Source organism: Streptococcus infantis, assembly GCF_047465035.1.
In the GTDB taxonomy this organism is placed as follows: Bacteria; Bacillota; Bacilli; order Lactobacillales; family Streptococcaceae; genus Streptococcus; species Streptococcus infantis_T.
Map to the genome: position 1 here is coordinate 16,725 of NZ_JASHAQ010000018.1, position 15,133 is coordinate 31,857.

The 15,133-nt window shown below is 41.8% G+C and carries 11 protein-coding genes; 2 read left to right on the plus strand and 9 right to left on the minus strand.

Features of this window, described 5'->3' with window-relative positions:
• Positions 1-57: 57 nt before the first annotated feature.
• A complete protein-coding gene (gene ccpA, locus QM406_RS08065; protein WP_311522810.1) occupies positions 58-1,065 on the minus strand; it encodes a catabolite control protein A in 1,008 nt (335 codons plus the stop codon).
• 205 nt (positions 1,066-1,270) lie between these two features.
• Between ccpA and QM406_RS08070 the strand changes: the two genes are divergently transcribed.
• Positions 1,271-1,588 (plus strand): DUF960 domain-containing protein, encoded by a 318-nt coding sequence (locus QM406_RS08070; RefSeq protein ID WP_311522812.1) that lies wholly within the window; start codon positions 1,271-1,273, stop codon positions 1,586-1,588.
• Between the two features lie 42 nt (positions 1,589-1,630).
• Here the strand turns inward: QM406_RS08070 and folK are convergent, their stop codons facing one another.
• The 7 genes from folK to QM406_RS08105 form a co-directional block, all read right to left on the minus strand.
• Entirely contained in the window at positions 1,631-2,443 is an 813-nt protein-coding gene (gene folK / locus QM406_RS08075) for a 2-amino-4-hydroxy-6-hydroxymethyldihydropteridine diphosphokinase (protein WP_153224892.1), read from the minus strand.
• Positions 2,444-2,483: 40 nt separating this feature from the next.
• Positions 2,484-3,038, minus strand: a complete 555-nt coding sequence (gene folE, locus QM406_RS08080) for a GTP cyclohydrolase I FolE (RefSeq protein ID WP_000380927.1) — start codon at positions 3,036-3,038, stop codon at positions 2,484-2,486.
• Between the two features lies 1 nt (position 3,039).
• The gene (locus tag QM406_RS08085) at positions 3,040-4,338 is read right to left on the minus strand and encodes a bifunctional folylpolyglutamate synthase/dihydrofolate synthase (protein ID WP_414273918.1); all 1,299 of its coding nucleotides are present in this window, start codon (positions 4,336-4,338) and stop codon (positions 3,040-3,042) included.
• A 1-nt stretch (position 4,339) separates the two neighbouring features.
• A complete protein-coding gene (gene folP, locus QM406_RS08090; protein ID WP_414273919.1) occupies positions 4,340-5,290 on the minus strand; it encodes a dihydropteroate synthase in 951 nt (316 codons plus the stop codon).
• 135 nt (positions 5,291-5,425) lie between these two features.
• A complete protein-coding gene (locus QM406_RS08095; protein WP_001096781.1) occupies positions 5,426-6,625 on the minus strand; it encodes a phosphoglycerate kinase in 1,200 nt (399 codons plus the stop codon).
• Positions 6,626-6,999: 374 nt separating this feature from the next.
• Complete coding sequence (locus QM406_RS08100) at positions 7,000-7,533, minus strand: hypothetical protein (protein ID WP_075231975.1); 534 nt, start codon at positions 7,531-7,533, stop codon at positions 7,000-7,002.
• 251 nt (positions 7,534-7,784) lie between these two features.
• A complete protein-coding gene (locus QM406_RS08105; RefSeq protein ID WP_414273920.1) occupies positions 7,785-12,785 on the minus strand; it encodes an endo-beta-N-acetylglucosaminidase in 5,001 nt (1,666 codons plus the stop codon).
• 304 nt (positions 12,786-13,089) lie between these two features.
• Here QM406_RS08105 and QM406_RS08110 point away from each other — a divergent pair, with 304 nt between their 5' ends.
• Positions 13,090-14,721, plus strand: a complete 1,632-nt coding sequence (locus tag QM406_RS08110; protein WP_414273921.1) for a Na/Pi cotransporter family protein — start codon at positions 13,090-13,092, stop codon at positions 14,719-14,721.
• 96 nt (positions 14,722-14,817) lie between these two features.
• Here QM406_RS08110 and QM406_RS08115 read toward each other — a convergent pair whose 3' ends face one another.
• Positions 14,818-15,114 carry a bacteriocin immunity protein gene (locus QM406_RS08115; RefSeq protein WP_414273922.1) on the minus strand — a complete coding sequence of 99 codons (297 nt, stop codon included), beginning with the start codon at positions 15,112-15,114 and terminating at the stop codon, positions 14,818-14,820.
• Positions 15,115-15,133: the final 19 nt, after the last annotated feature.

Genomic DNA, 15,133 nt, shown 5'->3' on the forward strand with positions numbered 1-15,133 from the left:
TAAAAAGTTTTTACTACTAAAAAGCGAGGTCGGGATTTTTATCCCGACCTCTTCTTGTTAATCTTTACGAGTTGAATGACGTTCTACCAAACCATGTGGCAAAAGAACTTCACGCTCTTCTAACTCTTCCTTATGCATAATCTTCGTCAACATACGCATACTAATAGCACCAAGGTCATACAAAGGTTGCGCAATGGTGGTTAGGTTTGGACGAGTGTAACGCGCGATTTGCGAATCATCACTGGTGATGATTTCAAAGTCTTCTGGTACAGAAACTCCCTTGTCAGCAAGTCCGTTCAACACACCTGCTGCTAGTTCATCTCCTGTTACAATCGCTGCGGTTGCTTTAGAAGAAATCAAACGTTCTGCCAAGGCATAGCCATCATCATAACGGTATTTTGATTCGAAAACAAGACCTTCACTGTAGTTAATTCCCGCTTCTTTCAAAGCATCTTTGTAACCAGATAAGCGAATCTTGCCATTAATATCATCCACTAATGGTCCACTAACGAAGGCAATTTTTTTATTTCGTTTCAAGAGATGCCGGACTGCATCAACCGTAGCATGTTTATAGTCAATATTGACACTTGGAAGTTGGTGCTCCACATCCACTGTTCCTGAAAGAACCACAGGTGTGCGTGAGCGTGAAAACTCTGAGCGAATCTTCTCAGTTAAATGATAACCCATGAAGATAACGCCATCCACCTGTTTAGAAAAGAGAGTATTGACCACAGATACTTCCTTTTCATCATCCTCATCACTGTTAGCAAGGACGATGTTGTATTTGTACATCTCCGCGATATCGTCAATCCCTTTAGCAAGGGCAGAGAAATAAGTATTTGTGATATCTGGAATGACGACTCCAACTGTTGTCGTTTTCTTGCTTGCTAGACCACGTGCTACTGCATTAGGACGATAATCTAGACGTTCAATAACCTCTAAGACTTTCTTTCGAGTATTTTCTTTAACATTTTTATTGCCATTGACAACACGGCTGACAGTCGCCATTGACACTCCCGCTTCTCGGGCAACGTCATAAATTGTTACTGTATCATCTGTGTTCATTCCGTTTCCTTTCTACTTTGAAAATTTTGTTTTCATGATTCCACTGTTCTCATTTTACCACTAATTGTAAGCATTTTCAAGCGTTTGATGAAGATTCGTTGAAAAAATTTCAAAATCATTCTCATATTTTTAAAGGTAGTTGACTTTTCTTGATTTTTCTAGCAGTTTGCAGTATGATAATAAAAAAATCAATTAGGAGATAGGAATGGCTTTTACAGATTCTCATAGACGATGTGCCAGTTTCGGTGTGGTGACCAATTTACCCGACGATGTTATCGATTCAATCTGGTATATAATCGATCATTTTTTAAAGCATGTTTTTGAGCTAGAAGATGAATTGGAATTTCGACTTTTGAATCATGAAGGCTCCATCACTTTTCGTTTTTCTAGTCAACATCTACCAACTACGATTGAATTCGACTTCAATCATCCCTTTGACCCACTCTATCCACCTAAAGTTCTGGTCATGGATATGGATGGGAAGGAAACCATTCTCCTACCAGAAGAAAATGACCTATTTTAAAAACTCTAGTCTCCTCTATCTACTTAGGAAACTAGAGTTTTCTTATTTTTTCAATCCTTGGTACAAGTGGCGAATCGGTTGTTTCAGTATTGGATGAATAAAATGCGGAGCTATTTCCTGTAAAGACTCTAAAACAAAGAGGCGCTCAGCAATATAAGGATGGGGCAAGATGAGGTCGTCTGTATAGATGATCTGGTCCTCTACAAAGAGCAAATCTAGGTCAATCAAGCGAGGTCCCCAATGCACCTCTCTGACCCGTCCCATCTCTGATTCAATCTCTAACAAGGTTTCTAACAAGATTGGAGTTGGCAACCAGGTTTCCACCTCAACCACTTGATTAGCAAAGCTATCCTGCTCCACTCCACCCCAAGGCTCCGTCGCTAAGACACTGGACTCTTTGAGAATATGGATGCCACGAGCTCGCAGTTTGTCAATAGCTTGCTCCAAGTTCGCTTGCTTATCCCCCATATTGCTTCCTAAAGCGATAAAGGCACGCTTTTTGCGACGGTGGATGGTTACTGAACAAGTATCAAGGGGCAGATGCACGGGTGCCCAAGGTTTTTTTAGTTCCAGCTCAATCTCTTGAACGAGAGGGTAGGTCTCAAAAGTACGCTCTACTAGTTTGTAGGCTACTGTTTCAATCAAATCCTCACTCGTTTCCTGAAACCATGTCGTCCATTGCTGGCAAAGTTCTCCGTAATGGACAGAAGCAGTTAAATCCAAGTCTGTCGCAGCCTTGGTCATATCATAGGATAGGGTGGCTGAAACGACAAACTTCTGCCCCAGTTCCTTCTCACTAGGAAAGAGTCCATGAAAGGCGAAAATTTCTAGGTCTTTAATTCGCAGTTGATCCATAACTAGTCCTTTCTAGAAAAATCCGCTTGACGCGGATTTTTTATAGTCCCATCAGACGATAAGCCTGATCCCGAAGATCCTTATCTGTCTCAAATAGACCACGAGCTACTGTAGTCAAGGTCGCAGTTCCTGGTTTTCGAACACCACGCATACTCATACACATATGTTCTGCTTCAATGACAACAAAAGCTCCCTTAGCACCCAAATACTCCATCAAGGCATCAGCAACTTCGATATTCAAACGCTCTTGAATCTGTGGCTTTTTAGAGTAAACTTCCACCGTACGAGCTAGCTTAGACAAGCCTGCTACACGCCCATCTGGGATATAGGCAATGTGAGCTCGACCATAAAATGGTAAGAAGTGATGTTCACACATGGTATGGAAAAAGATATCCTTTTCCACTACCATATTGTCATCGATAATCTCAAAGGACTTTGACAGGTGCTCTTCAGCAGTTTGCCCAAGACCTGAAAAAATCTCTTGGTACATACGAGCGACACGGGCTGGTGTTTCCTGCAAGCCTTCGCGATTTGCATCCTCACCAACTGCCTCGATAATCATTTTTACAGCTTCTTCAATCTTTTGTGTATCCATTCTAATTTTTCCTCTCCATTAGGTAGGCTCTCACTTGGGCTAAAAAGTATAATGAACCCGTGATAATCCTAACTGTTTTTTTCTCTTCATTTTCTGATAATTTTTGGTCTAGAAATTTTTGCCAATCTTGGTAGTTGAGATTTCTAGAATCAGACATCTCTTTCAAGACTTTTTCATCCGTCGCCCGACTATCCTCAAAATGAGTTAGCGTAATCTTATTATCGGGCAAGGTTTCTAGCAAGTCCAACATTTCCTCCAAGGCCTTGGTTTTGATACAAGTAAAGAGGATTTCCTTCTGATAGTCCGTAAAGCGTTCTTTCAAGGTAGCCAACAAGGCCTTGATGGCATGAGGATTGTGGGCCCCATCTAAAATCATCAAAGGTTCTCTAGAAACAACTTCCAAGCGTCCAGGCCAGCTTGTTTCTTCTAAAGCTTGAGCCACTAAAGCATTATCTGGCAATTCTCGACCAGTCGCTTGGCAATAAGTATCCAACAAAGTCAGCGCTATCCCTGCATTCTCTATCTGGTGCAAACCAAGCAATCCTGTTTGGAAACGACCCTGTCTGACTGAGCTTGAATAATCAAAGATTTCGCCCGTCTCCACACTCTCTTGATGGCTAACTTGGTAATCTTCCCCATAAGCAAGCCTAGAAGTTTGTTTCGCTTTCGCAATCTGGTCGATAACCGCCAAGGCTTCTGGGACAATGTGTCCTGTCACTAGAGGAACTCCTTGCTTGATAATCCCTGCTTTCTGCTCTGCTATGGCTTCCAAGCTATCCCCTAAAAGCGCTACATGGTCTAATCCGATAGTCGTGATGCCAGTCAAGATAGGTTGGCAGACATTGGTACTATCCAAAAGTCCGCCCATACCAACTTCCATGATCGCCACATCGACTTGCTCAGAAGCAAAATAATCATAAGCTATAGCAGTGATAATCTCAAATTCTGTCGTTCCTTGCAAGGTTTGAGCATGCTCCCCCTCAAGTAGTGAGCGATAGTCCGCCATCAGCGTTTCCAATCTCGCTTCTGGGATGGACTCGCCGTTAATAGCAATCTGATCGGTATAATGAATCAGATAAGGAGAGCTGAAGACACCAACTCTTAGTCCCATCTTTTCCAACAGATTCTTCAAAAAAGCTATAGTAGAGCCCTTTCCATTGGTTCCACCAATATGAATAACCTTGAGTTTAAGATGAGGATTGCCACGTAAGGCTAATAGCTCCACCATCCTCTCCAGACCAAAATGCGGTTGATCTGTCCGGTAGTTTGCTATCCACTGATTCGTTTCGTTTTTATTCATGTTATTTATATTGTTTCAAATCTAAATTTTCCGCATGGTCTGCCAGACGGATGGCTGATGCAATTTCGACTGCCATCTTGTGACTGGCTACATCGTGCACGCGCACCACTTCCACACCTTGTCTAGCAGCAATGCTGGTCACATGAGCCGAAGCTATGTCCCGATTGCAGAAACCAACTTCTGTATCTGGATTGACTTCAAAGCCATTTTCTTCAAGGATATTGATGACAAAGCGCTTGCGAGAGACTCCTAAAAAGATAGGATAGCCCATTTCGTGCAATTTATCAAGGTCACGTAGGAGGATGAGATTTTCTTTCTTTGTCAAACCAAAGCCAATTCCTGGATCCAGCATGATCTTGTCTTTCGAAATCCCTGCTGCTTTCGCTCTTACTAGAGCACGGTCAAAGAAAGCTATCATCAATTCTTCAACTGATAGTTGTTCAAATTCAGCCAAGTCTTCCTTTGTAAAAGTCTCTCCAAATCCAAAATGAGGGAAGATAAGTGAACTAGGGTGCTGAGGACGTGCCATGACTGGATTAAACATGATGACCACCTGAGCTCCAGCCCTGGCAACCACCTCTGCCATCTTCTCATCCCCCATAAGGCCTGTAATGTCATTGACTATATTGGCACCAGCATTTAAAGCTGCTTCTGCCACTTGGCTTTTCCAAGTATCGACCGAAATCAGAACATCACTTTCTTGACGAATAGCCTGAATGACTGGAACCACACGCTGGATTTCCTCTCCAATCTCAACATAGCCACTTCCAGGTCGAGTAGATTCTCCACCGATATCTAAGATAGTGGCACCTTCAGCTATCAATTTTCTAGCCTGTTTTAAGGCTTCTTCAATAGCAAAAAATTGGCCCCCGTCAGAAAAAGAATCTGGGGTAACATTGATAATACCGCAAATAGCTGTTTTTGTAAGATTCTCTCTTTTTTCCACGTTCATCACTCAAATTTCATTTAGATTGGTATTCCTCTATTTTACTGTTTTTTTTGGATTCTGTCCAATTATCCCTCAGTACTCTTTAACTTTAAAAGAGCGCAAAAAAAGGAGAACCTGAGTCCTCCTTTTTCTATATTCTTATTTCTCAGTCAAAGCTGCAAGTCCTGGAAGAACTTTACCTTCGAGAAGTTCCATTGAAGCGCCTCCGCCCGTACTAATCCATGAGAACTTGTCTGCACGACCAAGGTTGATTGCTGCGGCAGCTGAGTCACCACCACCGATGATTGATTTCACACCTGGTTGTTTAACAATAGCGTCCATTACACCGATTGTACCAGCTTGGAAGTCAGGGTTTTCAAATACACCCATAGGTCCGTTCCATACAACTGTTTTCGCACCAGTCAAAGCTTCGTCGAATTTAGCGATAGATTTAGGACCGATATCCAAACCAAGGAATCCTGGGTCTACTGCTTCACCTTCAGTGTCTTTCACTTCAGTGTAGTCAGCAAATGCGTTCGCTTCTTTTGAGTCAACTGGCAAGATCAATTTGCCGTTTGCTTTTTCAAGAAGAGCTTTAGCGACATCCAATTTGTCTTCTTCTACAAGTGAGTTACCAATTTCGATACCTTGTGCTTTGTAGAATGTGTAAGTCATCCCACCACCGATAAGAACTTTATCAGCTTTTTCAAGCAAGTTTTCGATAACACCGATCTTATCTGAAACTTTTGAACCACCAAGGATAGCCACGAATGGACGTTCTGGAGCTTCAACAGCTTCTTGGATGTAAGCAATTTCGTTTTCAAGAAGGAATCCAGCAACTGCTTTTTCAACGTTTGCTGAGATACCAACGTTAGATGCGTGTGCACGGTGAGCTGTACCGAATGCATCGTTTACGAAGATACCATCTCCAAGTGATGCCCAGTATTTACCAAGTTCAGGATCATTTTTAGATTCTTTCTTACCGTCAACATCTTCAAAACGAGTGTTTTCAACCAAAAGAACTTGTCCATCTTCAAGAGCGTTGATAGCTGCTTCCAATTCAGCACCACGAGTTACACCTGGAAGGAATGTAACTTCTTGACCCAATTTAGCAGCCAAGTCAGCAGCTACAGGAGCAAGTGATTTACCAGCTTTGTCTGCTTCTTCTTTTACACGTCCAAGGTGAGAGAAAAGAATCGCACGTCCACCTTGTTCAAGGATGTACTTGATAGTTGGAAGAGCTGCAGTGATACGGTTGTCATTAGTAATCACGCCATCTTTTACAGGTACGTTGAAGTCAACACGAACGAGAACTTTTTTCCCTTTCAACTCAACGTCTTTAACAGTCAATTTTGCCATTTGGAAAGACTCCTTAATTTTTTTTACGTGTTAATTATATCACAAAATCAATAAAAGAGATAGCAAAACCTTAAACTTTTATCTTGAAACAGGTCTCTCTAGTAAATTAAACTTACTCTTTACTCTCTGAGGAAATCCCTCACTGTTTTTATCTTCATCTATGGTATGTTACTCATTTATAGAGAAAGAGCTACTGTCTGGAGTTGTGTCTTTATTTTTTGAACTAACTCTTCAGAAACCGTTCAATTTTTAAAAATCTATTTTGAAAGTTTTGCATGGCGATAGAAAAACTCTCAGAAATATCAGCATCGCATTTCTAAGAGTTCAATCACTTTTGTTCAGTTTAATTTCAAATTAAAGACCTATCTGCATCTCTAATTAAACCTATCCTGATACTTCATATTAAACAACCATTGAAGATTGACAACGGGCTTAGATTGTACATCAAGTATGGGTTTAAGGGTCTCTCTAATCTCTCCTTTTATCTTTGTTTCATCAATTGTTGCAAGATCAATTTCTTTATACTCTTTATCGAGGGTCCACTCAAGCTCAAAATTCTTATCAAACTTATAGGACACATCGTTTTTATCACTGTAGCCATAACCTCCATCAAACTCACCAAAACTGGTAGGATTACCACTTGAATCGATAGAATTTTCGATAAATTTCGCTCCATCATCATAGCGAATACCTTCAATTTTCGGAGTATAAATCTCCCCCATGTTTTCAATCAACATGACTAAGTCGGGTTCTGTCCCCTCCTTATGAGGCATCCGTTGCGCATAATAGACTGAGTTAGATAGCAAATTGATTGTAGTAACAGCATACATACTCGCTCCTATGAATACTACTAAGCCAAGGCTCACTACTACAATGATTACAGCAATGACTACTTTTAACAATTTCATCGTCTTTTTCCTTTCCTATCCCCAAACCAATTCTTGATGAGAGTTACTTGAGAGTTACTAGAAATAACTCTATAAACAGACACAACCAAAAAAATTAAAAGCAGAACATGCAAACATTTCATTACAAGGTTTCTTATGGAGTAATAAAAATCTTAACACAAACATTCTAAGAATGCAAAAAGGCAGGAACCAAAAATGGCTCTTGCCTTTTAATACTATTATCTTGTCAGACGGTAATTTAGAAGTTCAACTCAATCTTCTTTTTTCTTTTGAGCGAGTAGTCCAAAGCCACCTAGAACTCCAACCAATCCAAGAGCTACTAGATTTGCATCTACTCCTTCACCTGTACTTGGAAGTTGTTTTCCTTCAGGTTTTTCAGATTGTGCTTCTGTTTTTGCTGGTTCCTGCTTAGCTGCTTCTACTACTGGAGCAGGTGCAAGAGATTTGTCAGTTTTGACATCCACTTTTGGACCAATCTCAACAATCTCAGTTACAGTTTCTTTGACAAGTTCTGTCCCCTTCAGACTGCGGTTCCCTTCTGCATCAACTTCTACAAGATTTCTACGAAGCCCTTCAACTCCGGCCTGAACAATTCGACGTTCTCCTGCTTGAAGGCTAGGATTTACTCTTTCTTCATGGCCGTATGCAACTTTTTCTTCTTCAATCACCAATGCTGGATTGCTAATTGTCAAATCTTTGACTCCATCTAGTGGCTGAACACGGCTTTCTACCTTCGTACCAACCTCAGTAATCTCTGCCACGGCTTCCTTGACGACTTCTGTCTTAAGAAGTGTGCGACTGCCTTTAGCATCTACCTCAATCAAGTGACGGATTTGACCAGCCTCACCTGCTTGAACCAGACGGCGTTCACCTAGTAAAAGCTCTCCTGTCGGACGCTCTTGGTGTTTGAAGGCTACGGCTTCTTCTTTCACTTCCAATTCTAGTTTTTCGAGAACAAGATTTCCAGAACCGTCCAATGGTTGAACACGGCTTTCTACCTTAGTACCAACCTCAGTAATCTCTGCCACTGCTTCCTTGACTACTTCTGTCTTAAGAAGAGTACGGTTGCCTTTGGCATCCACTTCGATCAAATGACGGATTTGTCCTTCTGCACCAGCCTGAACGACTCGACGTTCACCCAACAAGAGGTCTCCTGACGGACGTTCTTGACTCTCGAAGGCTTGAGTTTCTGTCTCAACCACTAATTCAGGTAGTGCTTCAACTGTTGGGGCAGTTTCGCCTTCTTCTAAGCTACCTACATGATGGCTTTCTTTAACAAGGAGTTTTTTATTGAGTTCTTCCTTGAGGTTGGCAAATGCTTCTGGAGTTGGATTTGTTGAGCCAATAAGAGTTTCTGCTTGAGCGATGATTGGATCGTCTGCATTTTTCTCACGAACTTTTCCTAGAAGAGTTTCAAGCTCTTCCTTAGCTGTTTGATAAACCTGTACACCATTCAAGTCAGCACCTGCTTGTTTCAAGTCGTTCAAGGCTTGGTTGACTGCTTCTTGACTAGCGTCGTGGTTTTCTAGGACAGCTTTTGCTGCTTCAATCTTCTCAACGAGAGCTGCTTGTTTTTCAGCATCCGCAAATGTATAAGCTGTCGTTCCTTTGCGTCCTTGAGCAGATGTGATTTCTTGTTTCAGATATTCGTCGTTGACAGCTGCTTTAGGTGATACTAGAACATCAAATTCGACAGTTTGTCCTTGATAGTGCAATTGGAGTTTTTGACGGCCTGTTTTTTGAGCATCATAGCCTGTAATTTCGACTCCTTGGTCTGTAAAGCTATGTTCTGTCTCAGTTTCATCATCATACAAGACCTTGAAGCGTCCCTCTGATAAGTCAAGAGCATCGCCTACCAAGTAATCAATTTTCGGTTGTTTGCTAATATACAAGGCTGCGACTTCTTTTGGACCAGCTTCTTCACCAGTCACTTGAACCTTGAAGCTTCCTGCAACTGGAAGACCAAGATAAGTTACTGTTAACTCTTGTTCACCATGATGGTGAGCATCATAGCCGTTAACAACTACACCTGCATGACTGAGGTTGATGACTTCATCTGCTTCTTCACCCTCATATTTGACACGGAGAAGACCACCTTTAAGATTCAATTCCTCACCAACTTGATAACTTGCCTTTTTAGGTGCCGCTTCTAGACTGACAGCCTTAATCTTTCTTTCATCCTGAGGAATCGTCACAGCAAGAGTATTACTGATTTCTTTACCTGGCAATTGTGTACGATAGTAAAGAAGGCTTGGACGTTTTTCAAAGCTCAATGGTTCTGTTGCCAAATCCCCTCCAACTACTGTGTTTAAAGTAGCGATAGGAGTTTGTGAATCTGCCTTGTCATAGACTGTAATGGTTGCCCCAGCAGGAACTTCTGAGAAGCCGAGCTGAACCTTATTGTCAGTTAGAACACGCGCTGCAACTTTACTCATTGGAATGTTTTGGCTCTCCGTATCAAGAGTTTCATACATCTTCCAGTTGTAGATACGAATGGCTTTCCATGGTGTTCCATTGTCAGATGTAATAACGTGCAATCGCCAGTCTTTCGCAGTGATTGGGCTATCAAGGGTGATATCTGAAACATGGGCTTTATTGCCACGAACAGCTTTAGCTAGTTTCCATTCTCCTGCTTCATCTTTGTAGTAAAGGTCAAAGTCTTTGGTGTTCATCAAGCCATCATTAACAGATTCTCCACCCGCACCAGCATGGTCCATGACCCATCTAACGACACGGCGTGGTTGTGTCAAACGGATATCAACGCTACCACTCAACTGAGCAGAAGACCATTTATCAGATAAGCTAGTGATAGTTCCATTCAACATACCTTCGATACCTTCGCCACCTTCTGTGTCTGGGAAGGTACTTCCGATAACGGTAGCCCCTGGAACGATATTTTCTGCTAGAGGTCTTGGAAGACTGGTATCTTGGACAGTCATCCCCCACTCAAAGTTTGTAGTTGCTGCTTCAGAGCGAAGACCGTTCTTCCCAACTGCGACAACCTTCAACTCCTGACTAGTACCAGTTGCACTAGCTGAACGACTAACTTTTGGTAGGTAGATCGTAGTGGCAGATGAGCCTGTCAATAGACGCCAAGTATCGCCATCCTTCTCATAAACTTCATAGAAGTCAGCATCCTTGTTACCTGTAAATTGAACAATGGCTTCCGCTTCTTGAGCGTTTTTAAGAGATTTCTTGGCTACGGTTAGAGCTGTTGGTGCTTGAGGAGCCTCTTGATTATCTGTTACAATCAACTCACCCAAGTTAAATTGATAGCCCTTAAGAGCAGCAGTATTTTCAAAAGTAAGCTTGATACCGTAAATAGTCTGACCTGCCAAGGCACTCAAATCAAATTCATCTTTTGTCCAATCGTCAGATAGAGTCAGCTCTTTACGAGCATTCTCGCCACCATAGGTGTAGTTTTTCTGAGTCGCAAACTCTACATAGACCTTACTTCCCTTACCACCTTTATGAGCAACACGGAGTTTGGTTTTATCTGTTACTTCCAGTTTTGTAGAGTAGAGACGAACATCTTGATTTGTATTTTCAGCTAAATCACCCGCAAACTTAAGTGAGTTACCACCATTGTAGGCATCTTCAAAGTCATAGTCAGCTTGAAGTTTAGCACCTGATGACGTTTGCCACCAACGCCATGTAGGCAAGATACCTGATACAGAACGATAGTTCCATTCAGAATCCTTAGAAACTTTACCGTCTACAAACCATTTTTTACCATGTCCTGTGTTAAAGGATGTTGTGAAGCTACGTCCCACTGCTGGTGTACGGTCAGCTACTAGGTTGGCAATCCCGTACCAGTCCTTGTCCTCTGGTTTTTGACCAGTTGGATCTCCTTGATAACCTGTAAAGAAGATGTTTTCATTCTTATGATAGTCTTCGCCTGTCTTCCCAAGACTCGTGATAGTATCAGGTGCAAAGAGTCCAAGTGACAAACGGAGCTTGCCATTTTCATCTAAAAGGGCATCCCATTTCACTTTTGTCTTGTAGGAACCACCTTGTTGCAATTCCAAACCTGCAAAAACATCATACTGACTACGTCCAAGCCATTTGGCCATAGTTACAGAGTAATCATTTTTCTCTTTGGTCCAGTTAAAGTTGGCAAAGAAGTGATCCGCAGGAACCTTGTCTCCTTCTTTTTGCATGAATGGATAGTTGTACTCGCCTAGTCCGTCTTCATGATAACGACCATATTCATAGGTCATGGCATCGTACCAAGAATACTTGACAGGATGGTTGACTTTGGCAGCATATTCCTTGGTATAAAGCATGAAGTCACGCATTTTCTTACCAAGAGGTGTTACGATATCACCTGTTGTTTCTTGGTTGATAAAGTAACCATCAAATCCATAATATTTAGCCAAATCAACTAACTTACGAGCGATAGGGAAAGTACCGTCTTCATCTTGTTGAAGGGCTGCAGCAAATTTTTCTTGGTCTGCAATGCTATTTGACCAGTTGAAAAATAGGGTACCCAATACAGGGACACCATTACGGTGACCAGCATCAATCACGTCCGGAGTTGGAACCAGCCCTTCCCAGAAGACCATTGAATTCAAGTATTGCCAGTAGTCAAATGCATAGGCTTTAAACTCTTCACCACCTACAGAAGCGTGGTCTTTAGCCTTAGAGTTGGTATTGGCAAGAGCTTCAACCTTGGCATCCTTATTGGCTTTTTCGTTAACTACATGTCCACGATAGCGCTTGGCAAGTTCTACTGAAGAGCGGTTAATAGCATCGTCTTCGCGAGCACCCGGTTCCCATTTCAACAAATCTTCCCAAGTGTCAAATTTAATTTCTTTTGGTCGAAGACTTTTTTCTTCTTTCTTAGGAACATCTGAAACAGTTGCTTTCTCTTCAGCCTTATTTTCTGTAGCCACAGGTGCTTCTTCAGCCTTAGGCGTTTCAGCAGTCGGACTTGTCGCTTCTTTATCTGTTGCTGTCAGCTCTTCCAGTGATGGCTTCTCATCTGAAACTGGTTGCTCACTTTCCTTGTCTTCCCTTGCTTCTAGCTCTTTCAATACTTCTGGTGCTGGTGTAGTTGCTTCTGCTGGAGTAGTGGTTGACGGTTGCTCTGAAACTACTGCTGTAGTTGTTGTCCCATTTTCTGGAACGACAGACTCTTCAGCCAAAGCTGGACCTGCAAATAGAACTGAACCAATCATCAATGAGCAGGCACCCACTGACAATTTTCGAATACTATAGCGACAACGTTTTTCAAAAAATGGATTCTTCATCTTTTTCTCCTTTGACTTTCTCCTGAAAGTAAGCGCTTTATTTTTGAATTAAAAAAGTAGCTGTTCCAAAAATACACAGAACAGGTCATTTTTATTTTACGATATTTAGAAAAAGAGTCAACACTGGCCCTTTAAGAACTATAAAGAAGTGAAGAATTAATATAAATTAGACAATCATCTGCCATTTTTCGAATAAAATCAACATTTTTCTAAAAAAAGAGCATTTACTACTTGTTAGATTTACTTTTATCCTTTAAAATAGAATGGGAGAAATTCCGCGATTATTTTTCGGAGGAAAAAGAAAATGTCCATTAATTGGCAGGAAATTATTTTTCACTTTTTAGGTGGTCTGGGACTGTTTTTGTATAGTATCAAGACCATGGGAGACGGTTTGCAACAAGCTGCTGGAGATCGCCTTCGTTATTACATTGACAAATACACAAGTAATCCCTTCTTAGGGGTCTTAGTGGGGATTGTCGTCACTGCCCTCATCCAGTCAAGTACAGGTGTAACGGTTATTACGGTTGGACTGGTTAGTGCTAGTCTCCTCACCCTTAGACAGGCCATCGGGATTATCATGGGAGCCAATATTGGAACGACCGTAACGTCCTTCATCATCGGTTTCAAACTTGGTGAGTATGCCCTTCCCTTGATTTTCCTTGGAACCATGTTCTTATTCTTTACAAAAAACCGTACTGCAAATAATATTGGACGTATCCTTTTTGGTGTGGGTGGTATCTTCTACGCCCTCAACCTCATTAGTGCTGGGATGAGCCCTCTTAAAGACTTGCCTCAGTTTAAGGAATACATGATTACCTTGGGGCAAAATCCTATCTTGGGAGTTGTGGCTGGTGCTGTCATTACCGTTCTGATTCAGGCATCTTCTGCAACCATCGGGATTCTACAAGGTCTTTATGCAGGTGGATTCCTCGACCTCAAAGGGGCACTACCAGTCCTATTCGGAGATAATATCGGTACAACCTTAACAGTTATTATCGCAGCAGCCGGAGCAAATATTTCTGCTAAACGAGTTGCAGCAACACACGTTACTTTTAACGTTTTAGGAACCATCCTCTGCTTAATCTTGTTAGGCCCATTCACTGCGATGATCGAGTACTTCCAGGCACTACTTCACCTCTCACCCGAGATGACGATTGCCTTCTCACACGGTGCCTTCAACGTAAGTAACACCATTGTACAATTCCCATTCATCGGTGCTCTGGCTTACTTTGTTACTAAGCTAATCCCTGGTGAAGACGAAGTTGTTAAATACGAACCTCTTTACTTGGATGAACAACTCATCAAGCAAGCCCCTTCTATCGCCCTAGGAAATGCCAAGAAAGAACTCTTGCACCTAGGAAACTATGCGGTTAAAGCATTTGACCTTTCTTATGACTACATCATCAATTCTGACGATAAAGTAGCTGAAAAAGGACACAAGACGGAAGAAGCTATCAACACAATCGACGAGAAATTAACACGTTACCTCATTAGTCTATCTAGTGAAGCATTGAGTCAAAAAGAGAGTGAAGTCTTAACCAACATCCTTGATTCTTCTCGAGACTTGGAACGTATCGGTGACCACGCTGAAGCTTTGATTAATCTTAATGACTACTTGCAACGCAAGAATGTTCAATTCTCTAACTCAGCCTTAGAAGAGTTGGAAGATATTTACCGTCAAACAAGCGATTTCGTTAAAGATGCTCTTGAGAGTGTTGAAAACAATGACCTTGAAAAAGCTCAAGCTCTTATTGAACGCCATGAAGCCATCAACAAGATGGAACGCGTCCTTCGTAAGACTCACATTAAACGTCTCAACAACGGCGAATGTTCTACCCAAGCTGGTGTCAACTTTATTGATATTATTTCACACTACACTCGTGTGTCAGACCACGCTATGAACCTGGCCGAAAAGGTTTTGGCAGAACAAATTTAATAGATAAGAAGCCACCTTGACTTAGGTGGTTTTTTCATCTCTTACTCGAGAGTATCTTTTCTAACGTATAGAAAAATGCTTTGATTCACAATGGAATCAAAGCATTTTAAATAGTTCTCCAATCATAATGGAAGATGCAGCTGCGCCCTTGTACCTAGCTTCTTCCTTTTGGATAAAGCGGGCCAGATTGACTAACTCTGGTGCTGGTGTTTTGGGATTTTGGAGTAATTCGAGTGTAACTAAACCTGAAAGTCGTACCGCCAATAATCGCTCATTGGTGCTGGGCAATTGCTTGGCAGTTTCTAGGAGTGCAGCCACTAAATCTTCACTCAAGTTTTGACGGGCATGATTGTAAAGGTCCCGTATCAAGGTTTCTAGGTTTGGTTCTTCCATACCTATCACCTCCATCTTT

Coding starts and splice junctions, on each gene's coding strand:
- ccpA (WP_311522810.1), bottom strand. CDS start 1,065: ATGAACACAGATGATACAGTAACAATTTATGACGTTGCCCGAGAAGCG.
- QM406_RS08070 (WP_311522812.1), top strand. CDS start 1,271: ATGGCTTTTACAGATTCTCATAGACGATGTGCCAGTTTCGGTGTGGTG.
- folK (WP_153224892.1), bottom strand. CDS start 2,443: ATGGATCAACTGCGAATTAAAGACCTAGAAATTTTCGCCTTTCATGGA.
- folE (WP_000380927.1), bottom strand. CDS start 3,038: ATGGATACACAAAAGATTGAAGAAGCTGTAAAAATGATTATCGAGGCA.
- QM406_RS08085 (WP_414273918.1), bottom strand. CDS start 4,338: ATGAATAAAAACGAAACGAATCAGTGGATAGCAAACTACCGGACAGAT.
- folP (WP_414273919.1), bottom strand. CDS start 5,290: ATGAACGTGGAAAAAAGAGAGAATCTTACAAAAACAGCTATTTGCGGT.
- QM406_RS08095 (WP_001096781.1), bottom strand. CDS start 6,625: ATGGCAAAATTGACTGTTAAAGACGTTGAGTTGAAAGGGAAAAAAGTT.
- QM406_RS08100 (WP_075231975.1), bottom strand. CDS start 7,533: ATGAAATTGTTAAAAGTAGTCATTGCTGTAATCATTGTAGTAGTGAGC.
- QM406_RS08105 (WP_414273920.1), bottom strand. CDS start 12,785: ATGAAGAATCCATTTTTTGAAAAACGTTGTCGCTATAGTATTCGAAAA.
- QM406_RS08110 (WP_414273921.1), top strand. CDS start 13,090: ATGTCCATTAATTGGCAGGAAATTATTTTTCACTTTTTAGGTGGTCTG.
- QM406_RS08115 (WP_414273922.1), bottom strand. CDS start 15,114: ATGGAAGAACCAAACCTAGAAACCTTGATACGGGACCTTTACAATCAT.